Source organism: Tepidimonas taiwanensis (genome assembly GCF_020162115.1).
Taxonomy (GTDB): Bacteria; Pseudomonadota; Gammaproteobacteria; order Burkholderiales; family Burkholderiaceae_C; genus Tepidimonas; species Tepidimonas taiwanensis.
This window is the reverse complement of the sequence record NZ_CP083911.1, coordinates 993,039-1,019,218: the sequence shown is the minus strand read 5'-3', so window position 1 is coordinate 1,019,218 and position 26,180 is coordinate 993,039. Positions and strand designations below refer to the sequence as shown.

Sequence of the window (26,180 nt, the reverse complement as noted above, 5' to 3'; positions counted from 1 at the left end):
CCACATCCAATCGGACGATGGCGAAGCGCCCCATATCCGCCGATCGCATCATCCGGGGCGATCTTTCGGGCGATTGGCATATCCGCGGACGGCTCCTAGAGTGGCGACATCACCAACCCTGTTCAGGAGGACAACCGCCATGCCCCCTTCGACCCCGAAAGCGGATCGGCGCGCCTGGTCGACGCTGATCGTTAGCACATGGGCCTTCACCGTGTGCTTCATGGTGTGGATGATGTTTGGCGTGATCGGCATCCCGCTCAAAAAGGAGCTGGGCCTCAACGCCACGCAGTTCGGGCTGCTGACCGCCACACCGGTTCTCACCGGCTCCTTGGTCCGGGTGCCGCTGGGCATTTGGACAGACAAGTACGGCGGCCGCATCGTGCTGACCATCCTGATGGCCGTGACCGTTCCAGCGATCTGGTTGATGGCCTACGCCACCGAGTTCTGGCACTTCTTGGTCATCGGCTTGTTCGTCGGTCTCGCGGGCGGGTCGTTTTCGGTGGGCACGCCCTACGTCGCGCGCTGGTTCCCAAAACACCAGCAAGGCATGGCGATGGGCATCTTCGGCGCCGGTAACTCAGGCGCCGCGGTCAACAAGTTCGTCGCGCCGGCGCTCGTCGTGGCCTTTGGCTGGGCCATGGTACCGCAGGTATACGCCGCGGTCATGCTCGGCACGGTGATCCTGTTTTGGCTGTTCAGCCATCACGATCCGGCACATCTCGTCCCCAGTAACACCCGCTTCGTGGACCAGCTCAAGGCATTGAAAGACCCCACGGTGCTCAAGTACTGCCAGTACTACAGCATCGTCTTCGGCGGCTATGTCGCGCTGAGCCTGTGGATGGTGCAGTACTACGTGGGTGAGTTCGGGCTGGACATCCGGGTTGCAGCACTGCTGGCCGCGTGCTTCTCGCTCCCGGGCGGCGTGCTGCGCGCCATCGGCGGGTGGCTCTCCGACAAATATGGCGCGCACAACGTCACCTGGTGGGTGATGTGGGTGAGCTGGATCTGCCTGTTCCTGCTGAGCTATCCGCAAACCGACTTCACCATCCAGACCATCAACGGGCCGCAGACCTTCCACATCGGGCTCAACGTGTACCTGTTCACCATCCTGATGTTCGTGCTCGGTATTGCCTGGGCGTTTGGCAAGGCCAGCGTCTTCAAGTACATCTCCGACGAATACCCGAAGAACATCGGTACCGTGTCGGGCATCGTCGGACTGGCCGGCGGATTGGGTGGTTTCATCCTGCCCATCATGTTTGGCGCGCTGCTGGACATCACCGGTATCCGCTCCAGCGCCTTCATGCTGATGTACGGCGTGGTGTGGGTCTCACTGATCTGGATGTACCTGACCGAAGTGCGCCGCCACGAGGTGCTCAAGCGCGAGCCGGTCAGCGCGGAGGCCTGACACCGTGCTTGCCGCCATCGATCCGGTCGTCGGCTTCTTCGTATTGGGCCTGGTGGCAGGCCTGCTGGGGTCGGATCTGAAACTCTCCAGCGGCCTGTACGACACGCTGACGATTTATTTGCTGATTGCGATCGGACTCAAAGGTGGGTTCGAACTGGCCAGCCGGGATGTCACCTCGTTGATCCTGCCGACCGCCGTCATCGTGGTGGCCAGTGCGGTCACGCCGATGGTGGCGTACCAGATCTTGCTGCGGCTGGGGCGTTTGCCCCACGCCGACGCGGCGTCGATTTCGGCGCACTACGGTTCGGTATCGGTGGTGACGTTTGCGGTCGGGGCCTCCTACCTGGGACGGCAGGGCCTGGATTACGACGGCTTCATGTCGGTCTTTCTGGTGTTTTTGGAGTTTCCCGCGCTGATCGTGGGCGTACTGTTGGCCAAGGGCTTGAAAGCCGATGCCAACTGGCGGCGCCTGGCACACGAGGTTCTGACGGGCAAAGCCATCGTGCTACTGCTCGGCGCTTTGCTCATCGGCTGGATCTGGGGACGCGAGGGGGGAAAGGCCCTGGTGCCGTTCTTCGAAGGCCTTTTCAAGGGCTTTCTGGCCCTGTTTCTGCTCGGCATGGGTGTGACCACCGCTGCCCGCTTCGGGGATCTGCGCCGGGTCGGCTTGTTTCTGGTGGGGTTTGGTATCCTGATGCCCATCGTCTCTGCGGCGGGCGGTGTGCTCGTGGGCTGGCTGCTGGGGCTGTCGGTTGGCAATACGCACTTGCTGGCGGTGCTGTACGCGAGCGCGTCATACATCGCCGCACCCGCGGCGATGCGTATTGCGATACCCGAAGCCAACCCCGCGCTGTCGATGGGCGCGTCGTTGGGCGTGACGTTTCCGTTCAACGTGGTCGCTGGTGTCCCGCTGTATCTGGCGATGACCCAAACCTTCTACCGGATGATGGCATGAACGCCCCGAGCCCCACACCCTCCCCGTACCACGGCTTCGTCGTGGTGGTGATCGCCGAGGCGGAGCTGGAATCCGTCTTGCGTGACGACATTCTGCACGCAGGCGCGCAGGGTTATACCGTCAGCGAGGTCCGTGGCCGCGGCAACCGCGGCCTGCGCGACGATCGGTTGCTGCTTTCGAACAATGTGCGGTTCGAGGTACTGTGCGACGAAGCCACGGCGCGCCGCGTGTTGGATACGGTATTGGGTCGCTACGGTCGGCACTATGGCATCGTCGCCTACGCGCTGCCGACATGGACACCACCCGACGCCAGCAGTGCGCACCGTCCCCCTCTCACCCGAGTCCGTGATTGACCGCCAGCACGGCGGCCTGCACGCGCGATGTCACATTGAGTTTGCGCAGAATGTGCTGCACGTGGATCTTGACGGTGGTCTCGGCAATGTCCAAGGCCCGCGCGATCATTTTGTTGCTCTGACCGCGGGCGATGAGGATTAGGATTTCGCGCTCGCGTTCCGACAGTCCGTCCAGAGCCGAGGGCGGCGGCGGGGGTGGCGCTGGCGCTGGGATCGGCGTGACGTGCTGATGTCCAGCAGCTTCTGCCATATCGCCCGCGGAGGCGGGGACCGACGGCACCCCGTTTTCCGCGGGCTGACGCATCAATGACACCAACTTGTTCAACATGGGCGGGCTGATGACCGAGTCGCCCTCCATCGCCCGCTCGACGGCGTCACAGAGCTGGTCCAGTTCAGCAGTCTTGAGCAGATAGCCATCCGCGCCAGCGCGCAGCGCAGCGGCGAGATCCTCGGCATCCTCGCTGACCGTCAGCATCACGATGCGGACTGCGCCGGCCACCTCGCGCAACGAGGCAATCGCGTCCACCCCCCGCACCCCGGGCAGGTGGTTGTCCAGCAGAATCACGTCCACCTCGATGTCTCGCAAGGCACGCAATGCCTCGCCAATATCGCCCGCCTCGCCGCAGACACGCAGTTGTCCAGCCTGCTCCAGCAGCGCGCGCAACCCGCGGCGAAACAACGTGTGGTCGTCCACCAAAAACAAACGGATGGTTTTCATGACGATTGACTGGTCGCGAAGGCGACGGCCACGCGCGCCGGCTGCGAAGCCGCCTCCCGCGGCCCGACATCACGGCTACCCGCATCGGTGGGCACGATCAGGGTGACGGTCGTCCCGGCTTGCGGGGCGGCCTCGATTTGCAACGTCGCCCCAATGGTAGCCGCACGCTCACGCATGATACGCAGACCCACATGGGTCTCCCCCGCCAGGGCCGCGGGATCGAAGCCCGCCCCGTCGTCACGCACGACAAAGCGCCACGGCTCGCCTTTGTGCACACTCATTACCACACGCCGAGCGCGCGCGTGCTTGCGCACGTTCGACAACGCCTCCTGCACCACGTGCAACACCTGAATCTGCACATCGGCGGGCAGCTCGACCCCAGTACCGTCGACCTGCACCTGCACCGGCATCCCCGTCTGGTGCTGGAACTTGCTCGCCGTCTCCTGCAGTGCGGCCACGATATCCCCCTCGTGCGAGCGGGTGCGGAAATGCACCAGCAGCTCCCGCACGTCGGCCAAGCTCTCCTGCAACCCCGCCTGCAGCTCCTCGACGTGTCCCCGGATCGCCGTCATGTCGCCACGGTGGAGCGCGCCCTGCAGCAGCTGCACCTGGATCTTGAGAAACGCCAGCGACTGTGCGATGGAGTCGTGCAGCTCGCGCGCCAGAAAGGCCCGCTCCTGCGCCACCGCGGCTTCGCGCTCCAGCGCGCGGGCTCGCAAACCCTCCAACGCGTTGGCCAGCTGCCCCGCCAAGGCATCCAACAACTCACGCTCGCCATCGTGCAACACCACAGGCTGGCGGTAGAACAGGTTGATTTCTCCCAAAATCTGGTGCTGCAGCCGCACGGGCACGCTGATCAGTGCACGCAAGCCATGGTCGGCGCAATGCACGGGGTGGGCGCTGTCCACCGGCTCGATCGGGATGACGCGCGTACGCCCCTCGATGTGGACTTGTCCGCATTCGCACACACCACACGGCAGGACGCGCTCGGCCGCGACGATTTCACGCGGCATCTGGTGCTCTGCCAGCAGCACGTAGCCTTGCATCGCGTCTTGCGCCCAACGCAGCACGACGGCTTCGGCCCCCATCCGGTGACGCAAGCGCTCGACAAACCCCGGCGCCAGCACGGGTAAAGAATCGGCGTCGCTGAGAAATTCGCTCATCTCATAGAGCGTTTGCAGATTGGCGCGCTTGGTCTCAAGGTCCCGGGTTTTTTCGGCTACCTTCGCCTCGAGCTGACCGTACAGCTCCTGCAGCGTGGCTGCCATCTGGTTGAAACCCGCGGCCAGCTGACCGAACTCGTCTCCCGTCGTCGCCACCACCCGCGCGGCGAACCGTCCTTGCTGCAGATCGGTCATCGCACGGGCGAGCCGTGTCAGCGGCTGCATCACGTAGCGCTGTCCGGTGTGGAGCATGATGACTGCGCCCAAAACAGCCAGCCCGATCATGACAAACTGCAGCAAGTTGAGCGCTCGCGTCAGGCGAGCCAACTCATCTTCGATCGCTTGCACCAGGGCGTCGATATCCCGCACCAATTGTTGCGCCGCGACAAAGTTGGCCATCCCTTCCTGCGCCAACGGCGTGGCAACGGACTCGATCGGCTCCCAACGCCAACGATTGCTCTCCCAGCCCATCTGGACGGCGGTAAAGCGCGCCTCGATCGTGGGGGTCCACGGTACAAACAGCGGCCGCTGCGGATCACCCGCCCGCAAGCGCTCCAGACTGGCAGCGAGCTCCCGCACATAGGCCGCCCGTTCGGGTGCGGGGATGCGCTGGGCCTGCGCTGCATCAAGCCGCCAAACCTGCATCCGCAGCCGACCCGCCTCATTGGTCGCCCCTGAAATATTCATAACAGCATGATTTTTCTTGTGTTATTGTCTGTTTGCGAGTACAATTTCCCCCAGATTTGATGGTCTGATGCGCCGTTTTCTGGGAGTTTTGCGATGTTTGCCTGCCCCGCCACCGAGGACTTCTTCCGCGCCCGGCTCGATCAGATGATCGACCTGCGCCATCCGCTGGCGGTGTTGTCCTCACGCATGCCGTGGCAGGAGTTGGAAGCAAGGCTGTCGCACCTGTTCATGCGCAAAGCGCGCGCAGGTGTCGCGATGCCCGATCTGGACCTCTTTGGCGAATCTCCGGTGCGCGCAGCTCGGGCGTCCAACGCAGGCCGACCCCGCGTGCCGCTGCGCGTGATGATCGCGCTGCTGTATCTGAAGCACGCCTTCAACGAGTCGGACGAAGGGGTGGTCGAGCGCTGGGGCGAAACCCCCACATGGCAGTTCTTCTCGGGGCGGGCGTACTTTGAACATCGCCGGCCGTGCGACGCCACGACGCTGGTGAAGTTTCGCCGGCTGCTGGGCGAAGAAGGCGTGGAAGAACTCTTGGCGCAGACCATCAACGTGGCGGTGGAAACCGGACTCATCAAGCCGCAGGAACTCAAGCGCGTGGTGGTGGACACCACCGTACAACCCAAGGCGGTGGCGCACCCCACCGACAGCCGGCTGCTGGAGACGGCACGCACCAAGCTGGTGGAGGCGGCCAAGGCCGCCGGCATCGCCTTGAAGCAGACCTTTGCCAAGGAAGGCAAGGAGCTGGCCCGCAAGGCAGGACGCTATGCGCACGCGCGGCAGTTTGCGCGCATGCGCCGGGTCATCAAGCGCCAGCGCACGATCGTGGCCAGGCTGCAGCGCGAGATCGAGCGCAAGGCCAGCCGCCTGGGGCAGGCCATCCAGAGTGCTCTTGGCCACACCCTCAACAAGGCGGCGCGTCTGGTGGCGCAGACTGCCAACCGAAAGACCGCCGACGGGACTCGAAAGCTCTACGCCTGGCACGCGCCGGAGGTGGAGTGCATCAACAAGGGCAAGGCCCGCTGCCCTTACGAGTTCGGCGTCAAGGTCGGCATTGCCAGCACCCTGAAGCACAGCCTCATCGTCGCAGCCCGGGCCTTCCATGGCAACCCCTACGACGGGCACACGCTGCAAGCGCAGCTGGAGCAGGCCACGATCCTGATGCAGGACACTGGCATCAAGCCCAGCACAGCGTTTGCCGATCTGGGCTACCGCGGGGTGGAAGCCGACATTGCGGATGTGCGCCTGGTGCACCGCGGCAAGATCAAGCGCCTCACGCAGCAGGAGCGCAAGCTGCTCAAGCGCCGCCAGGCCATCGAGCCGGTCATCGGGCACTTGAAGCAGGATCACCGCATGGACAGGTGCCACCTCAAGGGCGAGCAGGGTGACCGGCTGCACGCGGTGCTGTGCGCGGCGGGCTACAACATCCGCTGGCTGCTGCGCATGATCACGAAGAAGGGCGTGCCCTTCTTGAGGCGAGCTTTTTTGCGCCTCATTGCGGCCGTGCGCCTCATCGGCCGGTGGCTCGCCCAGCGGCGGCCAACCGAGTCCAGTGGCGCCAACCCTGCCCAGCTGCGGCTAAGGGCGGCGTGAAAATGAATTTTTCAGGGACGACTCATTGACGGCTGCGGCCCCGCCATCGAGCTGCCAGGTCACCCACAGCGTCACGCCGATCGACGCTGCAACGGCCAGCAGCAACGACAGGCCGGCGTAAACCAGCTTGGTGGCGATGGTGGAACGGGTGCGCATCGCGGCAGCGGGGACAGTCAGGCACTGTCCCCAAGTTCTCAAAGCGGGCCCAGCATATTGCGCACGATACGCGCACTGCCGTGACACGCGACATCATGCATATTTTTAACCCAGATTGTCCATAGTATTTTCCAATTCAGGTATGAGCCTGAAGCGTGGTGTGTGAGGGGTGATTTTCAGGCGGCGGGTCTGGATCGTTTGGAGATTGTCGCAAAGAGGCTGCTGCGTGCGGCATTGAGTGTTTCGGCGGCCTGCAAGTCCGACATCTGCATGGCCTGCTGTTGCAGCTGCGCGAGGGTGATGCCGGGCTTGAGCCTGTGATCGATGTCGGGCAGGCTGGCGAGCTTCTCCAGTGGGGTCTGCACCTGATCGTGTGGATAGGTTTTGCGGATCTTGTCCTTGCCATCGATGATCTCCTTGGCGAACAGACAGGGGCGATGCAGGTTGAGGTACGGGTTCAGAGGCCGCTGGCAGAAGTCATTGATCAGGCTGGCAAAGCGCTGCGGGATGTGGGCGTAGCCAAGTCGCCCCTGAAATATTCATAACAGCATGATTTTTCTTGTGTTATTGTCTGTTTGCGAGTACAATTTCCCCCAGATTTGATGGTCTGATGCGCCGTTTTCTGGGAGTTTTGCGATGTTTGCCTGCCCCGCCACCGAGGACTTCTTCCGCGCCCGGCTCGATCAGATGATCGACCTGCGCCATCCGCTGGCGGTGTTGTCCTCACGCATGCCGTGGCAGGAGTTGGAAGCAAGGCTGTCGCACCTGTTCATGCGCAAAGCGCGCTCTGGGGTGGCCATGCCCGATCTGGACCTCTTTGGCGAATCTCCGGTGCGCGCAGCTCGGGCGTCCAACGCAGGCCGACCCCGCGTGCCGCTGCGCGTGATGATCGCGCTGCTGTATCTGAAGCACGCCTTCAACGAGTCGGACGAAGGGGTGGTCGAGCGCTGGGGCGAAACCCCCACATGGCAGTTCTTCTCGGGGCGGGCGTACTTTGAACATCGCCGGCCGTGCGACGCCACGACGCTGGTGAAGTTTCGCCGGCTGCTGGGCGAAGAAGGCGTGGAAGAACTCTTGGCGCAGACCATCAACGTGGCGGTGGAAACCGGACTCATCAAGCCGCAGGAACTCAAGCGCGTGGTGGTGGACACCACCGTACAACCCAAGGCGGTGGCGCACCCCACCGACAGCCGGCTGCTGGAGACGGCACGCACCAAGCTGGTGGAGGCGGCCAAGGCCGCCGGCATCGCCTTGAAGCAGACCTTTGCCAAGGAAGGCAAGGAGCTGGCCCGCAAGGCAGGACGCTATGCGCACGCGCGGCAGTTTGCGCGCATGCGCCGGGTCATCAAGCGCCAGCGCACGATCGTGGCCAGGCTGCAGCGCGAGATCGAGCGCAAGGCCAGCCGCCTGGGGCAGGCCATCCAGAGTGCTCTTGGCCACACCCTCAACAAGGCGGCGCGTCTGGTGGCGCAGACTGCCAACCGAAAGACCGCCGACGGGACTCGAAAGCTCTACGCCTGGCACGCGCCGGAGGTGGAGTGCATCAACAAGGGCAAGGCCCGCTGCCCTTACGAGTTCGGCGTCAAGGTCGGCATTGCCAGCACCCTGAAGCACAGCCTCATCGTCGCAGCCCGGGCCTTCCATGGCAACCCCTACGACGGGCACACGCTGCAAGCGCAGCTGGAGCAGGCCACGATCCTGATGCAGGACACTGGCATCAAGCCCAGCACAGCGTTTGCCGATCTGGGCTACCGCGGGGTGGAAGCCGACATTGCGGATGTGCGCCTGGTGCACCGCGGCAAGATCAAGCGCCTCACGCAGCAGGAGCGCAAGCTGCTCAAGCGCCGCCAGGCCATCGAGCCGGTCATCGGGCACTTGAAGCAGGATCACCGCATGGACAGGTGCCACCTCAAGGGCGAGCAGGGTGACCGGCTGCACGCGGTGCTGTGCGCGGCGGGCTACAACATCCGCTGGCTGCTGCGCATGATCACGAAGAAGGGCGTGCCCTTCTTGAGGCGAGCTTTTTTGCGCCTCATTGCGGCCGTGCGCCTCATCGGCCGGTGGCTCGCCCAGCGGCGGCCAACCGAGTCCAGTGGCGCCAACCCTGCCCAGCTGCGGCTAAGGGCGGCGTGAAAATGAATTTTTCAGGGACGACTAGCCAAAGGTCTTGCGCACGACCGAGCCGTTCTTGCTCTCGGCAAGGGCGTTGTCGTTGCTCTTGCGTGGACGTGACTTGGTCTGCTCGGCATGGAGCTTGTGCAGCAAGGCTGCCACCGTCTTGTTGATGTACTCGCCGCCGTTGTCCGAGTGAAAGCCTTTGATGGGGAAGGGAAACTGCTCGATCAGCTGCTGGAGCACCGGCAGCAGATAAGCCTCGCTGATGCGCTTGTATGTTTCATACCAGACCAGTGCGGTAGAGTTTGACTGCCGACGAGGCAGCCAGACCGGCCCGTGCAGTTTGGTATGCGCTGGGGTGATCGAGCCCGTTTGTGAGTACAGAGCGCACGGCCGCCGTGCTGGTCTTCCTCAAGCCCGAACGGTTACGCGCGCTGGCCTGTCCGAGCGCGCATGCACAAGCAAGGGATCCGAAGACCATGTCTGCTTCCTCTGTGGTGGTGGGCATCGACGTGGCCAAAGCGCATGTCGATGTCTGTGTGCTGGGCGCCCAGTTCAAGGCCCAGCGGTTTGACAACCAGGCCGAGGGCCACTCGGCCTTGACGGCGGCCCTGAAGCCGCTGGGGGTGGCGCTGGTGGTGATGGAGGCCACCGGCGGGTATGAAACGGAACTGGCCTGCGCGCTGCAGGCGGCCGGCTTGCCGGTGGCGGTGGTCAATCCGCGTCAGGCGCGAGACTTCGCCAAATCGATGGGCCGCCTGGCCAAGACCGACGCCATCGATGCGCGTGTGCTGGCCGAGTACGCGGCGGTGCTGCTGCGCCGCGAGGACCTCACGCGCTTGCTGCGCCCGCTGCCCGATGCGCAGCAGCAGTGGCTCGCCGCGCTGGTCACACGCCGTCGGCAGCTGCTGGCCATGCTGCTGGCCGAACGCCAGCGCCTGCAGATCACGCCCCGCGGGCTGCACCCGAGCATCGAGGCCGTCATTGCCGTCATCAAGGCCCAGCTCGACGAGATCGATGGCCAAATGGTGGGCCACGTGCGCGAGCACTTTGGCGAGCTCGATGCGCTGCTGCAGTCGGCCCGTGGCATCGGCCCGGTGGCCAGCGCCACGCTCATTGCCGAGCTGCCCGAGCTCGGGCGGCTCAATCGGCGCGAAATCGCCGCGCTCGTGGGCATCGCCCCCATGGCCAACGACTCGGGCGCGAGCAAGGGGCGACGACGCATCCAGGGCGGGCGCTTCGACGTGCGCCGCGTGCTCTACATGGCCACACTCACCGCTTGCCGCGCCAACCCCGTCATCAAGGCCTTCTACGAGCGCCTCATCGCTGCGGGGAAGTTGCCCAAGGTGGCACTGGTGGCCTGCATGCGCAAGCTGCTGACCATGCTCAATGCCATGGTCAGATCCAACAAACCTTGGGACAACTCGCTTCACAACTCGCCTCTCGGCGCTTGACAGAAAAGACGGTTACTCACAGCAGGCCACCACCTCCCACTGGGTGAGGATGTCGACCGCGTTGATGTGATAGACCCCCTTGGTGCCATCCTGATCGCCCTGATGCACGGAGTCGATGCGGATGAAGCCCACCTGCCCGCGAGGGTTGGGGGCCCGGCGCTCACCGATGGGATTGAGCACCGGGCGGGTTTTGGTGAAAGACACCCGGGCAGCTTGGTACTGCCGGGTCTTGCGCAGGTTGTACAGATGGGAGCAGGACAACTGCGCCAGGCGCTCGAAGCGCGCATCGGCGTGCACATGCCAGGCGCGGCGCAGCAGGTGCACGGTCGCAGGCCCGGACAAGCAGCCATGGGCGCGATCGACCATCACCAGCAAATCGACGTCGGCCGAGGTGTAGCGCCGGGCAAAGGCGTGGGCCGGGGTGCGGTAGCGCTTGCCCAAGGGGGCACCCTCGAGCACACGGGCCACCAGACGGCTCAGTTGAGCACGGGAGTAGCCACTGGTGTGGGCCAGATAGCGCAGCACCACGCCCTTGTCGGACTTGCCAAGCCGGGCGTAGCCAAAGCGGCGCACCACGCTGGCGATGTGGGCATGACGCGCATCGTCATCGGCCAACGGCGCAAAGGCAACGGAGGGCGTGCCTTCGAGGAAGGCCCGCAGTTGGGCAATGGTGCCCACAGCAGAGTCGTTCATGTCGATCACCATGAGAGAAATGATCGACCCAGATCCCCCTTCAGGCTCACACCTCGTTGGAATCACAACACCCCGTTCAGCCTCATACCTCGTTGGACAAGACTTCCATTAGCGATTTTTGAGGAGTTATGGCAAGCTGTCGGGGGAGCGCAGTAGCAGGTCGTGTCCTAGCAAGTGGTGTAAGAAGCCGGGTCCGATCTCGGTTCTTCCGCTCGGTCGGGGCACCCTCGATCAGGCCAGCGCCTGCGCAGTCGGCAGCCTGGGGCGGCATTGTCGCTCATCGCCGCCAGTGGCCCCAAGCGCATGTAGCGCTTCTGGATAGCGTGCCTTCCACTACAATCGTTGTGCCGCAGCGGAGCCTTCCTGCGCGCCAGCGGGCGCGTCGGTATGGGTGTCGCGGCACGTGGCCTTCACAGCGCCCGCGGTGGTGAAGGTCGGTCCTGACGGCCCGCAGCGGCCGACGGAGCGTGCCGTGGAAGCGTACGTGCTTGATTGGCTCAACGTCTTGCTGCGCTGGCTGCACGTGGTGGCGGCCATCGCCTGGATCGGCTCTTCGTTTTATTTCGTCTTTCTGGACAGCAGCCTGACCCCGCCCGCTGACGAGCGGCTGCGGCGCGAGGGAGCCACCGGCGAGCTGTGGGCGGTGCACGGGGGTGGCTTTTACCACCCGGTCAAGTACGCAGTCGCGCCGCCTGCGCTGCCCCCCCACCTGCACTGGTTCTACTGGGAGAGCTACACCACGTGGCTCAGCGGCTTTGCGCTGTTCGCGGCCAGCTACCTGTGGCAGGCGGATGTCTACCTGATCGATACGCGCGTCTACGCCTGGCCGTCGACGGGGTGGGCGGTGGCCGCGGCGCTGGCGTGGCTTTTGGTATTCTGGCTGGCGTACGATGGGTTGTGCCGCGTGCTGGGCCAGGGGCCGGGCGGGGATCGGCGCGTCGGCATCGGCGTGGCCATCCTGGTCGCGTTCGCCACGTGGCTGGCGTGTCAGCTGTTCACTGGAAGAGCCGCCTTTGTGCTCGTCGGCGCGATGCTCGCCACGGCGATGAGTGCCAACGTGCTCGTGTGGATCATCCCCGGCCAGCGCAAGGTGGTCGCCGCGCTGCGCCGCGGCGAGACCCCGAATCCGGTGCACGGCCAGCGGGGCAAGCAGCGCAGTGTCCACAACACCTATTTCACGCTGCCGGTGGTGATCGCGATGATCAGCAACCACTACGGCTTCTTGACGCAGCACGCGTGGAACTGGGCGGTGTTGCTGGTGCTGATGGCGGCGGGCGCGGCGATCCGGCAGTTTTTCGTGCTGCGGCACGCCCACCGGCTGGGCAAACACCCCCACCCGTGGCCGTGGGCCGCGGTGGGCGTCGGGTTGATCGTCGCGGTCATCGTGGCGCTGCGGCCGGACGGTGCCGCCATCGCTCCGGCGGCGTCCGCTCCGCTGTCGGCCCCGCAACCGCAGCAGGTGCTGGCGATCGTGCAGCAGCGCTGCGTCGCCTGCCACGGCGAGGCGCTTGCGTCACGCAATGTGCGGCTGGACTCCCCGGAGGCCCTGCGCCAGCACGCGCAAGCGGTGTATCAACAGGTGGTCGTGCTGCGCCAGATGCCGCTGAACAACGTCACGGGCCTGACGGAGGAGGAGCGCGCCGTGCTGGCCGCGTGGTACCGGGCAGGTGCGCCGCTGCCGCCGTGATGTCCTATCCCCGCCACGGGCTTGCGTGCGTCACGGCAACCCGGGCGACACCCCCTTGCGTAACCGGCTCCCACGCCGTCGCCGACCCCGTCACGGTTGGTTGCACGCGCGCCAGATGCGCTCCGGGGTCGCGGGGGCGTCCAGTGGCAGCGGGCGGTCGACCGGTAGCGCCGCGCGACGGCGGGCACTGGCCACGGCGTCGCGGATGGCTTCCCAGACGCTCAAGGCCAGCATAAAGGGCGGTTCACCCACGGCCTTGCTGCCGTAGACGTTGTCTTCGCGGTTCGGTTCGGGCCACAGCTCGATGCACCAGTGGGCCGGTATGTCACCGGCCGTAGGGATCTTGTAGGTGCTGGCACCGGTGGTCCAGAGGGAGCCGTCCTCGCGCCAGACGAGTTCCTCGGTGGTCAGCCACCCCATGCCCTGGACGAAACCGCCTTCGATCTGTCCGATGTCGATGGCCGGGTTGATGCTGCGCCCGACGTCGTGCAGCACGTCGACGGCGAGGACGCGCAGCTCGCCGGTGGTGGTGTCGATGGCGACCTCAGTACACGCCGCCCCATACGCGAAGTAATAAAACGGCCGCCCGGTCAGCGTCGCGCGGTCGTAGTGGATTTTTGGGGTGCGGTAGAACCCGTCGCTCCACAACTGCACCCGCGCGGCGTAGGCGAGCCGCACCACGTCGTCAAACGTCCGCTGCGCCACCGGCGATACGACAACGCCATGCGCAAACCGTACATCCTCCGGGGCGCAGCCATCCTGCTCCGCCACGAAGCGCGCGAGCCGCTCGCGGATGCGTTGCGCGGCGCGCTCGGCGGCGCGGCCGTTGAGGTCGGTCCCACTGGAGGCGGCGGTGGCGCTCGCATTGGGCACGCGCGCCGTGTCGCTGGCGCTGACGCGCACGCGCGTGAGCGGCACCCCGAGGGTCTCGGCGACGATTTGCGCCACTTTGGTGTGCAGGCCCTGCCCCATCTCGGTCCCGCCGTGATTCACGAGGACGCTGCCGTCGGTGTAAACGTGCACCAGGGCCCCGGCCTGGTTGAAGTGTGTGGCGGTGAAGCTGATGCCAAACTTGACGGGCGTGAGTGCCAGCCCGCGCTGGACGACAGGCTGCTGCGCGTTCCACGCGGCGATGGCCGCGCGTCGCTCGGCGTAGCGGCAGCGCTGCGCCAGCGTCTGCAGCAACGGCTCCAGGATGTTGTCCTCCACCCGCATGCCGTAGGGGGTGGTGTCACAGCGCGGGGGCACCGGGTGGTGGTGTGGCGGCAGCGGCGCGGTCCATGGCACAGCCGGTGCATCGCGATAGAGGTTGCGCAGGCGCACCTGCAGCGGGTCGAGCCCCAAGCACCGCGCCACGTCGCCCAGCACGGTTTCGATCGCCAACATTCCCTGCGGACCGCCAAAGCCGCGAAACGCCGTGAAACTCGTCTTGTGCGTGCGGCAGCGGTAACTGTGCAGCGCCACGTGCGGGATGAAGTACGCGTTGTCGGCGTGGAAGACCGCCCGGTCGGCCACAGGGCCGGAGAGGTCCGCACTGAACCCGCAGTCGACCCACATCGTCAGCGCCAGCGCCTGCACGACGCCATCGTCGTCGAAGCCAACGTCGTAGGCGTAGTGGAACGGGTGGCGCTTGCCGGTGATGCGGAAGTCCTCGTCACGGTCCAGCCGCAGCTTGACGGGCGCGCCCACCCGCTGGGCCGCCACCGCGGCCCACACCGCCACCTGCCCGGCTTGCGTCTCCTTGCCGCCAAACCCGCCGCCCATGCGGCGGCACTCGACCCGCACGTCGTGCGCTGCCACGCCCAGCGCGTGGGCCACCCAGTGTTGCACTTCGCCCGGGTGCTGGGTGCTGGAGCAGATATGCCACTGGTGCCCCTCCACCGGTATGGCCAGGGCCGCCTGTGTCTCCAAATAGTAGTGCTCCTGCCCCCCGGCGGAAAACCGCCCCTGCAGCCGGTGCGGCGCACGCGCGAGGGCCGCGTCCGGATCACCCCGGCACACGTGCACCGGCGGCAGCACGTAGTGCTGCTGGGCGTGCGCCACATGGACGTCCAACACCGCCGGCAACGGCTCGATCTCGAGCCGCACGGCGCGCGCCGCGGCACGGGCCGTGCGCTCGTCGTCGGCGACGACCAGCGCCACGACCTGCCCTTCGTAAGCGATCTCTTCCGTGGGGAAAACGGGTTCGTCGCGCGCGGGCGTAGGGAAAAAGCCCTCCCCGACCACATCCCGCGCCGTGACCACCGCCCGCACCCCGGGCAGCGCCAGCGCGGCCTCCCCATCGACGCCTCGCAGCCGACCGTGCGCGACGCCCGCACACACCGGGGCCGCGTGCAAAGTGCCTCGGGGCACCGGGATGTCGTCCAGGTAAGGCGCAGTGCCACACACGTGGCCAGCGGCGCTTTCGTGCGCCACGGGCACGCCACACCCCCCGCACGCTACCGGCGAGCCTGGCAGCGCGGCATCGGCGACGTTCATGACGGCTCCCCCTGCAGTTCGACGTCGACGGCGATGGGAGCGACGGATTCGAGCCCTCCGACGGCAGTCGACGCAATTACACCGGGCACACCGGGCTCGGTCGTCTGCGCCAGCCGCATCAGCAACGCGCCCAGCATCGCGCGCCGATAGCCAGCGCTGGCACGCCCGTCGTCCAGCGGCTGCACGCTGGCTTGCAAGGCGGCAGCCGCCCGCTGCAGGGCGTCACGCCCCCACGGGCGGTGCAGGAGCTGCGCTTCGGCGGCCGTCGCGCGCACGGGGGTCGCGGCCACACCGCCGACGCCGATGCGCACGTGTTGCACCGCGCCATCGGGATCAAGCCGCCACGCGGCGGCCAGACTCACGGTGGAGATGTCGTCTTCGTGGCGCTTGGCGATCTTGTATGCAGCCACCTCCGGCAGCGGCTCCCTCAGGGGCACGTCTACCGCCGTCAACAGTTCGTCCCCGCGCAGTGCGGTGCGCCGGTAGCCGAGGTAAAAATCCTCGATCAGCACCGTGCGCGTCTGGAGACCGGCGTCGGCGTCGAGCCGCTGCAGGACAACCCGCGCGCCCAGCGCGATCAGCACCGGCATGCTGTCGCCGATTGGCGAGCCGTTGACGACATTGCCGCCCAGGGTGCCGCCATGTCGGATCGGCTCGCCCGCGAACCGATCGGCAAACGGCCCCAACCGCGGCCAACGCTCGGCGAGAACAGACCACGCCTGCTCCAGCGTCACCGCGGCACCGATGCGCAGGTACGGCCCAGTGTCATCGCTGCCGACGCTCACGGCCGTCAACGCATCGCAGCGCGAAACGTCCAGCACCCGATCCCAGCGGGCCTGGCGCTTGGTCAGTGCGAGTGCCGCGTCCGTGCCGCCGGCCACCACCATGGCCTGTGGCCAGCGCGCGCGTGCCGTCAGCGCGTCGGCGAGCGTGCGGGGTGCAAGGTAGGTCGACCCCTGCGGCGCATCCCCCCGCGCCGCGTCGGCCTGTGCCACCAGGTCCCGCAAGCGAGCCTCGTCCATGGCCGCCCGCGGGTAGTCGTCCATGGCCCGCGCGGCGTCCAGGATCGGCCGGTACCCCGTGCACCGGCACAGGTTGCCGGACAGCACCCGCACCGCCTCCTCGTGTCCGAGCCCCTCGCCCGCACGGCGCTGGTAGGCCACAAACAGGCTCATGACGAAACCCGGGGTGCAAAAACCGCACTGGGACGCGTGGCACGCGCGCATGGCCTCCTGCACCGGGTGCAAGTCTGTTGTCTTGGCGATCAGCGGGTCGTGCACGAGATCGGCGCTCGTCCACACCGCGCAGCCCGCCACACTGTGCGCCAGGCGCAGGCAGCTGTTGAGGGCACGCCAGCGCAGCGCCCCGTCCGTCGTCACGTCGGCCACGGCCACGGTGCAGGCCCCACAGTCGCCGCTGGCGCAGCCTTCCTTGACCGCGGTGAGGCCGAGCTCCTCGCGCAGGACGGACAGCAGCGTGCGGTCGGGCGCAATACCGTGCAGCATCGTCACCCGCCCCCGGTGCACGAGGGGCAGCGGCGGAGGGGCCGACGGCGGCGGTTCAAGGGACGTGTCGTGCATACCAGCAAGGTTACGCGCGTACCCTCTTCCCACCATAACGGATTCGTTATATGGGTCATAATGCAACAGAGATGGAAACTGCTGCATGGCTCGACCTCGACCTGCACCTGGTCCGTGTCTTGCACGCAGTGCTCACGGAGGGCAGCGTCTCGCGTGCGGCGTTGCGCCTCGGGATGCACCAGCCCGCGGTGAGTGCAGCACTGCGCCGCTTGCGCGCCATCACCGGCGATCCGCTGCTGGTACGGGCGGGGGGGCGAATGGTTCCCACCGCCAACGCGCTGCGCATGATCGGGCCGGCGAGCGCGATCCTGGCGCACGCCCAGGCGATGGTCCAGCAAACGCAGCCGTTCGATCCCGCCCACGCACGGCACGCGTTCACCATCGCGGCGAGCGACTACCTGGACCCGCGCTTTCTGCCGCAGGTGGTGGCGCGACTCAAGGCGGAGGCACCGCTCGTGCAGCTGACGATCCAGCCGCTGCACCCCGGTGCCGACTACCGGCGCTGGCTCGCCGAGGGGGAGGTCGACGTCGTGATCGGCAACTGGCCCAGCCCGCCCGGTGACCTGCACCAGGGGCGACTGCTGTCGGACGAGGTGGTGTGTCTCGTCGCGCGCCACCACCCTGCCGTGCGGCGTGGCTGGACGCTGCAGGAGTGGCTGCAGGCGGAGCATGTCGCGCCGACACCGTTCGGCCCAGGGCTGCGTGGCGCGATCGACGATTACCTGAACCAGCAGGGGTGGCAGCGCAACATCGTGGTGCGCTGCCCCTCATTCGGCATGATTCCAGCGATGGTCAGCCAGACCTTGCTGGTGCTGACGACGGGGCGACGCTACTGCGAGGCGTTCACGGCCCAGCTGCCGCTGGTGGTATTGCCGCCGCCCGTGCCACTGCCGCGCTTGCAGTACTACCAGCTGTGGCACGAGCGCGCGCACGGCTCGCGCAGCGGTCAATGGCTGCGCGCCCTGATCCGCGACGTGGCGGCACGCTTGTGGCAGCCCGCCGCCGCTTGACCCGCGCTGAGCCGCCACACCCCACCCGGCATCCCCGTGGTGGTGCATGGTGACCCTGTGCGGGCAGCGCGCGCACCACGACGGGGACGGGTTTTCCCGGGGGCTTGTACACAAGCCTGTGTGCAAAATGCGTCATGCGTCTGGCACCGAACTTGCTGGCCTGGATGCGTCCGGGGCGTCGCCCCTTTGCCGGAGACCTCGCCATGAACAAACGTCAACTGCTGCGTACGCTCGCCGCCCTCCCCGTCGCCATCGCCGCGCCGACGGCATTCGCGCAGGCGGTGCCGATCAAGTTCCAGCTCGACTGGCGCTTCGAAGGGCCGTCGGCGCTGTTCCTGCACCCGGCCAGCAAGGGGTATTTCCGCGACGCGGGTCTGAACGTGACGATCGACGCCGGCAGCGGCTCGGCTGGTACGGTCACGCGCGTGGCGTCCGGTACCTATGACATGGGGTTGGCGGACATGGCCGCGCTGATGGAGTTCCACGCCAACAACCCGGACGCGCCGAACAAGCCGGTGGCCATCATGATGGTCTACAACAACACCCCGGCGGCGGTGCTCGCGCTGAAAAAATCCGGAATCCGCACGCCCAAGGACCTGAGCGGCAAGAAGCTCGGCGCGCCGGTGTTCGACGCGGGCCGCAAAGCGTGGCCGATTTTCGAGAAGGCCAACGGGGTCGGGCCCGTGACGTGGACGTCGATGGATCCCCCGCTGCGCGAGACCATGCTGGTGCGCGGCGACGTCGACGCGATCACCGGCTTTTCGTTCACGTCGCTGCTCAACCTCGAGGCGCGCGGCGTCAAGACCGAGGACATCGTCGTGATGCCCTACGCGCAGTATGGCGTCAAGCTGTACGGCAACGCGATCATCGCGAGCCCCAAACTCCTACGGGAAAACCCGAGTGCGGTGCGCGCGTTCCTCGCCACCTTCGCCAAGGGGGCGGGCGAGGTGATGGCGGACCCGGCCAACGGCATCCAGGCCGTCAAGGCGCGTGACGGGATCATCAACACCGACCTGGAGCTGCGCCGCCTGCGGCTGGCCATCGACTCCGTCGTCGCCAGCCCCGACGCACGGGCCGAAGGGTTCGGCCGCGTCAACCCGGGGCGCCTGTCGCTGATGGCGAGTCAGATTTCGGACGCCTACCAGACCAAGACGCGCGTGGACGTCAGCAAGGTCTGGGACGGGTCGTTCCTGCCGGACGCCGCGGCCCTGAACGTGCTGCCGAAGCGGTGAACCGATGACGACCTCCCCGGCAACGGACGAGCCCTTCGTCGTCTTCGACGGCGTGTGGCTGGCGTACAACCCGACGCTGCTGGCGCAGGGCATCTACGCCGTCGAGGACATCCACCTGACGGTGCGGCGCGGCGAGTTCATCGCCATCGTCGGCCCGTCGGGCTGTGGCAAATCGACCTTCATGAAGCTGACCACGGGGCTCAAGCGCCCGTCGCGGGGCACGATCCGCGTCGACGGGCAGCCCGTGGACGGGCCGCTGAAGATCTCCGGCATGGCGTTTCAGGCGCCGTCGCTGCTGCCGTGGCGCACGACGCTCGACAACGTGCTGCTGCCGCTGGAAATCGTGGAGCCGTATCGCAGCCAGTTCAAGGACCGGCGGCGTGAGTTTGAGGAACGCGCCCGGCGGTTGCTGGCGTCCGTCGGCCTGGCCGGCTATGAGCACAAGTACCCCTGGGAACTCTCTGGTGGGATGCAGCAGCGCGCCAGTATCTGCCGCGCGCTCATCCACGAACCCAAGATGCTGCTGCTCGACGAGCCCTTCGGCGCGCTGGACGCCTTCACGCGCGAGGAGCTGTGGTGCACGCTGCGCGATCTGTGGGAGGCGCAGCGCTTCAACGTCATCCTGGTCACGCACGACCTGCGCGAATCCGTCTTTCTGGCCGACACCGTCTACTGCATGAGCAAGAGCCCCGGGCGCTTCGTGGTGCGGCGCGACATCCCCATCCCGCGCACGCGCGACCTGGAGGTCACCTATACCCCCGAGTTCACCGACATCGTGCACGAGCTGCGCGGCCACATCGGCGCGCTGCGCAAGCCGGGCGCCCCCCTGCACCAGTGAGCCCCATGTCCCGCAAAACCCTCGAACGCCTCTCGCCTCTCATCCTGCTCGTCGCGCTCGTCGTGCTGTGGGAAGGCATCACGCGCGGCTTTGCCGTGTCGGAGTTCATCTTTCCGTCTCCGTCCCGGATTTGGGAGCAGACGGTGGAGCACCACACCACGATCCTCGGGCACGCGTGGCGCACCTTCTGGGTGACGATGGCGGGCTTTGGCATTGCCATCGTGGTGGGCGTGCTGCTCGGTTTCCTGATGGGGTCGTCGCGCATCGCCTACGCCGCACTCTACCCGCTGATGACGGCGTTCAACGCGCTGCCGAAAGCGGCGTTCGTGCCGATCCTGGTGGTGTGGTTCGGCATCGGGGTGGGACCGGCGATCCTCACGGCCTTCCTCATCAGCTTCTTCCCGATCATGGTCAACATCGCCACCGGGCTCGCGACGCTGGAGCCAGAGTTGGAGGACGTGCTGCGCGTGCTCGGCGCCAGGCGCTGGGACGTGCTGACCAAGGTGGGGCTGCCGCGGTCGCTGCCGTACTTTTTCGGTTCGCTCAAGGTCGCCATCACGCTGGCGTTCGTCGGCACCACGGTGTCGGAAATGACCGCCGCCAACGAGGGCATCGGCTACCTGCTGATCTCGGCCGGCTCGTCGATGCAGATGGGGTTGGCGTTTGCCGGCCTGCTGGTGGTGGGCATCATGGCGATGGCGATGTACGAGCTGTTCAGCTGGATCGAGCGGCGCATGACGGGCTGGGCGCACCGCGGCAGCCAGGCGGCATGAACGCGCCTTCCTGGACGGCCCGGCTGCGGCTCGATTTCTGGCGCGATGCCGCCGCCACACGCCTGCGTTTCCGCCATGAGGGGCCGCTGCGTGTCTTCAAGACGCTGTACCCCGAGGGCGATGCGGTGTGCCACACCGTGATCGTCCACCCCCCGGGCGGTATCGTGCAGGGCGATCGGCTGGATATCGCCGTCGACGCCGGCCCCGATACCCATGCGGTGATCACGACGCCCGGGGCGACCCGGTTCTACCGTTGCGAACATGGCGACAGTCGCCAGACCACGCAATTGCACGTCGGTGCCCACGCGCGGCTCGAGTGGCTGCCGCAAGAAACCATCGTCTACCCCGGGGTACGTGGGGCCAATCGGCTGTGCTGGACGCTGCATGAGAGCGCCTCGCTGATCACGTGGGACGTGCTGAGCCTCGGGCTGCCCGCCTCGGGCCTCAGCTACACCGCGGGGCGGTTCGAGCAGACGATAGCGTGGCCCGGTGTCTGGCTGGATCAGGGGTGTCTGGACGGCAGCGACCAACGGCTGCTGACGTCTCCGCTGGGGTGGGGCGGATGTGCGTGCCTCGGCACGCTGGTCTACGCCAGTGGTTCCCCGCTACCGACCGCCACCCGCGAGTCCTGGCTGGCGGCGATCCGGGAGGGGTTGCCTTGGAACGCCGAGATACGGGCCGCCGCCACCAGCCCCGATGCCCGCCTGATCGTGGTGCGCGCGCTCGCTCCGCTGACGGAACCGATTTTTCGCAGCCTGGAGTCCACGTGGGCACGGCTGCGCCAGCTCGCGTGGGGAATGACCGCCCCGCCGCTGCGCAGTTGGCGGGTTTGAGCACCATCGCGGGCATGTCGCTCGAAGCCCCGCGAGATGCGCCGCTCAAATCGCGATCCGCTGCCGCACCCCCCGTTGCGCCATTTCATGGCCAGCGCCCGCATCGACGACCTCGCCGCGCTCGAGCACGACATACCGATCCGCCAAAGCCTGTGCAAAATCGTAGTACTGCTCCACCAGCAGAATGGCCATCGGGCGTCCATCCACCCCTTCCCGCGCCAAGCGGCGCAATACCTCCCCAATGGCCTGGATAATGTTGGGCTGAATGCCCTCCGTCGGTTCATCCAACACCAGCACGCGCGGAGACGCTGCGAGCGCCCGTGCGATGGCCAGTTGCTGCTGCTGCCCCCCGGACAGGTCGCCCCCTCGGCGGCGGCGCATCTGCGCCAGGATCGGAAAGAGCTCGTACAACACGGCAGGAATGGCCGTGTGCGCGGGGCGGCTCGCCAACCCCATCATGAGGTTTTCGTGAACCGTGAGGCGACCGAAGATCTCCCGCCCCTGCGGGACGTAGCCGATCCCCGCCGCGGCCCGCCGGTACGGCGGCCATCCCGCGATGGGCTGACCGTCCAGGGCGATCGTCCCACGACGGATCGGCACCAAACCCATCAGGCATTTCAACAGCGTCGTTTTGCCGACGCCGTTGCGCCCCAACACCACGGTGATCTCGCCGGGCCGCACCTCGAGCCCTACCCCGCGCAAAATATGTGAGCCCCCGTAGTACTGGTGGACGTCTTGGATCTGCAGCATCGGCACGCTCCCCGTCATCGGCCCAGATACACCTCGATGACGCGCTCGTCCGCCTGGACCTTTTCCAGCGTTCCGTCGGCCAGCACGCGCCCCTCGCTCAACACGGTCACCCGTCCGCCGTCGCTCACGGCGCGCACGAACGCCATGTCGTGCTCCACCACCATCAACGAGTGCTTGCCTTTGAGCGAGCGCAAGAGCTCGGCCGTGCGCGCGGTCTCGTCATCGGTCATCCCGGCCACGGGTTCGTCCAGCAACAGCAGCCGCGGCTCCTGCGCCAGCAGCATGCCGATTTCCAACCACTGCTTCTGGCCGTGACTCAGTTCACCGGCCCGCCGGTGCCGCTGATCCGCCAACTGGATGGTCGCCAGCAACTCATCGATGCGTTGCCGGCCCTTGGCATCGAGTGTGCCGCGCAAGCTGGCGACAATGCCTTTCTCACCGGCCAGGGCCAGTTCGAGGTTTTCCCACACGGTCAGGGCCTCGAATACCGTGGGCTTTTGAAATTTGCGCCCGATCCCGAGCGCCGCAATCTCCGCCTCGCGGTAACGCGTCAGGTCGATGGCGCTGCCAAAAAACACCGTCCCGCTATCGGGTCGTGTCTTGCCGGTGATCACATCCATCAGGGTGGTCTTGCCGGCACCGTTCGGACCGATGATGCACCGCAGCTCGCCCACCCCGATATCGAGCGTCAGCCGGTCCAAGGCCCGAAAGCCGTCGAACGTTACCGTCACGTCTTCCAGGTACAGAATGCGGCCGTGTGCGGCATCAAAGCGGTCCGCGGACAACGGACGTGCATACCCTGCATCACGTCCGCCGGATTCCGTGGCGATATTGCGCCGCTCGCTGGCACGCGCCAACCGCGCCGCCCCCTCGTCCAGCAAGTCGGGCGTCATGTCCGGTGCTCCTGTTTCGAGGCGCCGAGACTGTCCGGCTTGCGCCGCCCCAGCAGCCCCACCAAGCCGCGCGGCATCCACAGCGTCACCGCGATGAACAACGCCCCCAGGGCGTACAACCAGTACTCGGGCATGGCGACCGTGAACCAGCTCTTCGCTCCGTTGACTGCAAACGCGCCCACGATCGGGCCAATGAGCGTTCCGCGGCCACCCACCGCCGTCCAGACCGCAATCTCGATACTGTTGGCCGGGCTCATTTCACTTGGGTTGATGATGCCCACCTGGGGCACGTACAACGCTCCCGCAATCCCGCACAACACCGCGGAGAAGGTCCACACCGCCAGCTTGTACGGCAGTGGGTCATAGCCACAAAACATCAGCCGCGACTCCGCGTCTCGCACGGCTTGCAGCAGACGCCCAAACTTCGACGCGACCAGCCAACGGCACGCCACGTACGCGAGCACCAGCGTCACGCCCGACAGCGCAAACAGCGTCACCCGCATCTCACCCGTGGCAATCGGGTAGCCAAGGATCCGTTTGAAATCGGTAAAGCCATTGTTTCCCCCAAACCCCGTTTCGTTTCGGAAAAAAAGCAGCATCGCGGCAAAGGTGAGCGCTTGCGTGATGATGGAAAAATACACCCCTTGGATGCGCGAGCGAAACGCGAAGTAGCCAAACACCAGCGCCAGCAAGCCCGGCACCAACATCACGAGCAATACCGTGGCGACAAAACTGTCCGACAGCGCCCAATGCCAGGGCAGTTCCTTCCAGTCGAGAAACACCATGAAGTCGGGCAAGTCGGCGCCGTAGTGGCCGTCGCGCCCGATTTGACGCATCAGGTACATGCCCATCACATAGCCCCCCAAGGCAAAAAACAATCCATGCCCAAGGGAGAGGATGCCCGCATAGCCCCAGATCAGATCCATCGCCAGCGCACAAATCGCATAGCAGAGGATCTTGCCGACCAGACTGACCGTGTAGTCCGAAACGTGCAGAAAGTGCTCTGGTGGAACGGCGAGGTTCAACACCGGCACCAGGACAGCCACGACCAGGAGACCGGCCCACACACCCAGCCACTGCGGCTGGAGGAGCAGCGGGAGGCGTCGTCGTGATGGGGTCATCACCGGGGCATGGGGTTGAAGCACGTCAGTTGTCATGTCGGTTTCCACCTCAAGCCGCGCGTCCACGCAAGGCAAAGAGGCCTTGGGGACGTTTCTGGATGAATGCGATGATGAGCAGCAAGACGGCGATCTTGGCCAATACCGCGCCCGCCCATCCCTCGAATAGCTTGTTCAACAGGCCCAACCCCAGTGCCGCAAGCACCGACCCAGCCAATTGCCCCACTCCACCGACCACCACGACCATGAACGAATCGATGATGTAAGCCTGCCCGAGATCAGGCCCGACATTGCCGAGTTGGCTCAGCGCCACACCGGCCAAACCCGCCACACCCGAACCAAACGCAAACGCCAACATGTCGACGCGCGCGGTGTTGACCCCCATACACGCCGCGATCGGACGGTTTTGGGTCACACCCCGCACGAACAACCCAAAGCGAGTGCGAGCAATCAGCAGCGCCACGGCAGCCAACACCAACGCCGCAAATGCCAGTACGGCGATGCGATTCCACGGCAGGATGAGCCCCGCGCCCACATCGACACCGCCCGAGAGCCAGCCCGGGTTTTCGACGGCGACGTTCTGCGCCCCGAACAGGCTGCGCACCGCCTGAATGAGGATCAGACTCAGGCCCCACGTCGCCAGCAGCGTCTCCAGCGGTCGGCCATAGAGATGACGGATCACGCCGCGCTCGATGGCTGCGCCAACCGCCGCCGTGGCCAAAAACGCCACCGGTATCGCAGCCAGGACGTAATACTCCAGTGCCTGCGGCCACCAGCGCTGAAAAGCCACCTGTACCGCATAGGTCGCGTAGGCACCGATCATGATCATTTCCCCATGGGCCATGTTGATGACGCCCATGAGCCCATACGTGATCGCCAACCCCAGTGCCGCGAGCAACAGAATCGAGCCCAGGCTCAACCCCGCAAACAACTGTCCTGCGGCGGCGGTCAGGGCTTGACGCCGCTCGACGGCTGCCAGCGCGTGCTGCAGCGCCGCGCGCACAGCCGGGTCCGACTCCTCAGCCAGGCGACGCTCGATCAGGGGGCGAATGGCGGGCTCCGCTGACCGCGCCAGCAGCTTGGCAGCGCGCTGCCGCTCGCTGGGCTCTTCCGATGCCAACCCAGCGGCCGCCAAGGCCTCATCCAAAGCGCGACGGGTGCTGGCATCGACGGTGCGGTTCGCCAACGCCGCATCCACCCGCTGCAACAGCGCCAGCAGGGCCGCGTCAGCGTCATCGACGGCCGCACTGCGCAGCAGCCGTGCTGCCTCACGCTGGCGCGCGGGATCAGCACCCTCGATCAGGTCCAACGCCGCCAGCGCCGTTTCCAATACACCGCGCAGGCGGTTGTTGACGAGCGCGTCTTCGGCATCAGGGGGCACGGTAACTGACTGCCCCGTCACCGCATCGCGCGCCCCCGTGTCGTCGACCACGTAGACCCCCAGGGCGTTGAAGCGCACGGCACCCTGCGCCAGCGCGCGCAGCAGCCGCGCCGCCGCAGGGTCGCCGGATGCGACGAGCCGTTGCACGACCTCCACGCGATCGCCGATGCCCCCCTCGACCGCGGCACGCGCGTCCTCGGGCGTCAGGGCCCACGCGGCGCGGGTCAGCAGCAGGCTGGCCAGCAGCAGCGCAGCCCCGAGCCAAGCCGGTACGGGGATTCCATGTCGATTGCGAGTTGCCATGATCGTGCAGGCCCT

Annotated in this window: 24 protein-coding genes; 12 read left to right on the top strand and 12 right to left on the bottom strand. The window is 66.4% G+C overall.

All coding sequences use genetic code 11. The features are described from left to right. The first annotated feature begins 139 nt into the window (after positions 1–139). From LCC91_RS04690 to LCC91_RS04680, 3 genes are read left to right on the top strand one after another with little or no spacing between them, the layout of a single operon-like run. Positions 140–1,405 carry an MFS transporter gene (locus LCC91_RS04690; protein WP_143898241.1) on the top strand — a complete coding sequence of 422 codons (1,266 nt, stop codon included), beginning with the start codon at positions 140–142 and terminating at the stop codon, positions 1,403–1,405. A gap of 4 nt (positions 1,406–1,409) precedes the next feature. After that, on the top strand, positions 1,410–2,360 hold the full coding sequence (locus tag LCC91_RS04685) for a sodium-dependent bicarbonate transport family permease (RefSeq protein WP_224441027.1): 951 nt from the start codon (positions 1,410–1,412) through the stop codon (positions 2,358–2,360). After that, the gene (locus LCC91_RS04680; RefSeq protein ID WP_052231752.1) at positions 2,357–2,713 is read left to right on the top strand and encodes a P-II family nitrogen regulator; all 357 of its coding nucleotides are present in this window, start codon (positions 2,357–2,359) and stop codon (positions 2,711–2,713) included. Before LCC91_RS04685 ends, LCC91_RS04680 begins: the two co-directional genes overlap by 4 nt. On the opposite strand, the gene LCC91_RS04675 is transcribed toward LCC91_RS04680, so the two are convergent. Next, positions 2,694–3,431 carry a response regulator gene (locus tag LCC91_RS04675; RefSeq protein ID WP_143898239.1) on the bottom strand — a complete coding sequence of 246 codons (738 nt, stop codon included), beginning with the start codon at positions 3,429–3,431 and terminating at the stop codon, positions 2,694–2,696. The genes LCC91_RS04680 and LCC91_RS04675 overlap by 20 nt on opposite strands. Beyond that, on the bottom strand, positions 3,428–5,281 hold the full coding sequence (locus LCC91_RS04670) for a histidine kinase (RefSeq protein ID WP_143898237.1): 1,854 nt from the start codon (positions 5,279–5,281) through the stop codon (positions 3,428–3,430). The genes LCC91_RS04675 and LCC91_RS04670 overlap by 4 nt, the downstream gene beginning before the upstream one ends. A 93-nt stretch (positions 5,282–5,374) precedes the next feature. Between LCC91_RS04670 and LCC91_RS04665 the strand changes: the two genes are divergently transcribed. Further along, positions 5,375–6,871 (top strand): IS5 family transposase, encoded by a 1,497-nt coding sequence (locus LCC91_RS04665; RefSeq protein WP_224440884.1) that lies wholly within the window; start codon positions 5,375–5,377, stop codon positions 6,869–6,871. Here LCC91_RS04665 and LCC91_RS04660 read toward each other — a convergent pair. Together LCC91_RS04660 and LCC91_RS04655 are read right to left on the bottom strand one after the other, a co-directional pair. Then, complete coding sequence (locus LCC91_RS04660; protein WP_185974949.1) at positions 6,857–7,027, bottom strand: hypothetical protein; 171 nt, start codon at positions 7,025–7,027, stop codon at positions 6,857–6,859. The genes LCC91_RS04665 and LCC91_RS04660 overlap by 15 nt on opposite strands. A 176-nt stretch (positions 7,028–7,203) precedes the next feature. Beyond that, positions 7,204–7,392, bottom strand: coding sequence for a hypothetical protein (locus LCC91_RS04655; protein WP_143898654.1), 189 nt, complete (start codon positions 7,390–7,392; stop codon positions 7,204–7,206). A 271-nt stretch (positions 7,393–7,663) separates the two neighbouring features. Between LCC91_RS04655 and LCC91_RS04650 the strand changes: the two genes are divergently transcribed. Further along, positions 7,664–9,160: an IS5 family transposase gene (locus LCC91_RS04650; RefSeq protein ID WP_224441026.1), complete on the top strand. Its 1,497-nt coding sequence runs from the start codon at positions 7,664–7,666 to the stop codon at positions 9,158–9,160. 21 nt (positions 9,161–9,181) lie between these two features. Here LCC91_RS04650 and LCC91_RS04645 read toward each other — a convergent pair whose 3' ends face one another. Next, complete coding sequence (locus LCC91_RS04645; protein WP_224441025.1) at positions 9,182–9,385, bottom strand: hypothetical protein; 204 nt, start codon at positions 9,383–9,385, stop codon at positions 9,182–9,184. 236 nt (positions 9,386–9,621) lie between these two features. Here LCC91_RS04645 and LCC91_RS04640 point away from each other — a divergent pair, with 236 nt between their 5' ends. Then, on the top strand, positions 9,622–10,596 hold the full coding sequence (locus tag LCC91_RS04640; protein ID WP_224441024.1) for an IS110 family transposase: 975 nt from the start codon (positions 9,622–9,624) through the stop codon (positions 10,594–10,596). Positions 10,597–10,608: 12 nt separating this feature from the next. On the opposite strand, the gene LCC91_RS04635 is transcribed toward LCC91_RS04640, so the two are convergent. Then, positions 10,609–11,301, bottom strand: a complete 693-nt coding sequence (locus LCC91_RS04635; protein WP_185974906.1) for a hypothetical protein — start codon at positions 11,299–11,301, stop codon at positions 10,609–10,611. 460 nt (positions 11,302–11,761) lie between these two features. Between LCC91_RS04635 and LCC91_RS04630 the strand changes: the two genes are divergently transcribed. Beyond that, complete coding sequence (locus tag LCC91_RS04630) at positions 11,762–12,976, top strand: urate hydroxylase PuuD (RefSeq protein ID WP_143898167.1); 1,215 nt, start codon at positions 11,762–11,764, stop codon at positions 12,974–12,976. A gap of 90 nt (positions 12,977–13,066) precedes the next feature. Here the strand turns inward: LCC91_RS04630 and xdhB are convergent, their stop codons facing one another. Together xdhB and xdhA are read right to left on the bottom strand one after the other, a co-directional pair. Beyond that, entirely contained in the window at positions 13,067–15,454 is a 2,388-nt protein-coding gene (gene xdhB / locus LCC91_RS04625; RefSeq protein ID WP_143898165.1) for a xanthine dehydrogenase molybdopterin binding subunit, read from the bottom strand. Further along, positions 15,451–17,034 (bottom strand): xanthine dehydrogenase small subunit, encoded by a 1,584-nt coding sequence (gene xdhA / locus LCC91_RS04620; RefSeq protein ID WP_143898163.1) that lies wholly within the window; start codon positions 17,032–17,034, stop codon positions 15,451–15,453. The genes xdhB and xdhA overlap by 4 nt, the downstream gene beginning before the upstream one ends. 71 nt (positions 17,035–17,105) lie before the next feature. Here xdhA and LCC91_RS04615 point away from each other — a divergent pair, with 71 nt between their 5' ends. The 5 genes from LCC91_RS04615 to LCC91_RS04595 all read left to right on the top strand — a co-directional run bounded on the left by LCC91_RS04615 (position 17,106) and on the right by LCC91_RS04595 (position 21,720). Further along, a complete protein-coding gene (locus tag LCC91_RS04615) occupies positions 17,106–18,044 on the top strand; it encodes a LysR family transcriptional regulator (RefSeq protein WP_143898161.1) in 939 nt (312 codons plus the stop codon). Positions 18,045–18,247: 203 nt separating this feature from the next. Next, positions 18,248–19,276, top strand: coding sequence for an ABC transporter substrate-binding protein (locus LCC91_RS04610; RefSeq protein WP_143898159.1), 1,029 nt, complete (start codon positions 18,248–18,250; stop codon positions 19,274–19,276). Between the two features lie 4 nt (positions 19,277–19,280). Next, a complete protein-coding gene (locus LCC91_RS04605; protein ID WP_058615609.1) occupies positions 19,281–20,114 on the top strand; it encodes an ABC transporter ATP-binding protein in 834 nt (277 codons plus the stop codon). Between the two features lie 5 nt (positions 20,115–20,119). Further along, a complete protein-coding gene (locus LCC91_RS04600) occupies positions 20,120–20,887 on the top strand; it encodes an ABC transporter permease (protein ID WP_058615610.1) in 768 nt (255 codons plus the stop codon). Then, positions 20,884–21,720, top strand: coding sequence for an urease accessory protein UreD (locus tag LCC91_RS04595; RefSeq protein ID WP_143898156.1), 837 nt, complete (start codon positions 20,884–20,886; stop codon positions 21,718–21,720). Before LCC91_RS04600 ends, LCC91_RS04595 begins: the two co-directional genes overlap by 4 nt. A 45-nt stretch (positions 21,721–21,765) precedes the next feature. Here the strand turns inward: LCC91_RS04595 and urtE are convergent, their stop codons facing one another. From urtE to urtB, 4 genes are read right to left on the bottom strand one after another with little or no spacing between them, the layout of a single operon-like run. Continuing rightward, positions 21,766–22,470, bottom strand: coding sequence for an urea ABC transporter ATP-binding subunit UrtE (gene urtE / locus LCC91_RS04590; RefSeq protein WP_143898154.1), 705 nt, complete (start codon positions 22,468–22,470; stop codon positions 21,766–21,768). 14 nt (positions 22,471–22,484) lie between these two features. Beyond that, positions 22,485–23,363, bottom strand: a complete 879-nt coding sequence (gene urtD, locus LCC91_RS04585; RefSeq protein WP_143898152.1) for an urea ABC transporter ATP-binding protein UrtD — start codon at positions 23,361–23,363, stop codon at positions 22,485–22,487. Next, complete coding sequence (gene urtC, locus LCC91_RS04580) at positions 23,360–24,520, bottom strand: urea ABC transporter permease subunit UrtC (protein ID WP_143898149.1); 1,161 nt, start codon at positions 24,518–24,520, stop codon at positions 23,360–23,362. Before urtC ends, urtD begins: the two co-directional genes overlap by 4 nt. Positions 24,521–24,533: 13 nt before the next feature. Continuing rightward, on the bottom strand, positions 24,534–26,165 hold the full coding sequence (urtB, locus tag LCC91_RS04575; RefSeq protein ID WP_143898147.1) for an urea ABC transporter permease subunit UrtB: 1,632 nt from the start codon (positions 26,163–26,165) through the stop codon (positions 24,534–24,536). Positions 26,166–26,180: the final 15 nt, after the last annotated feature.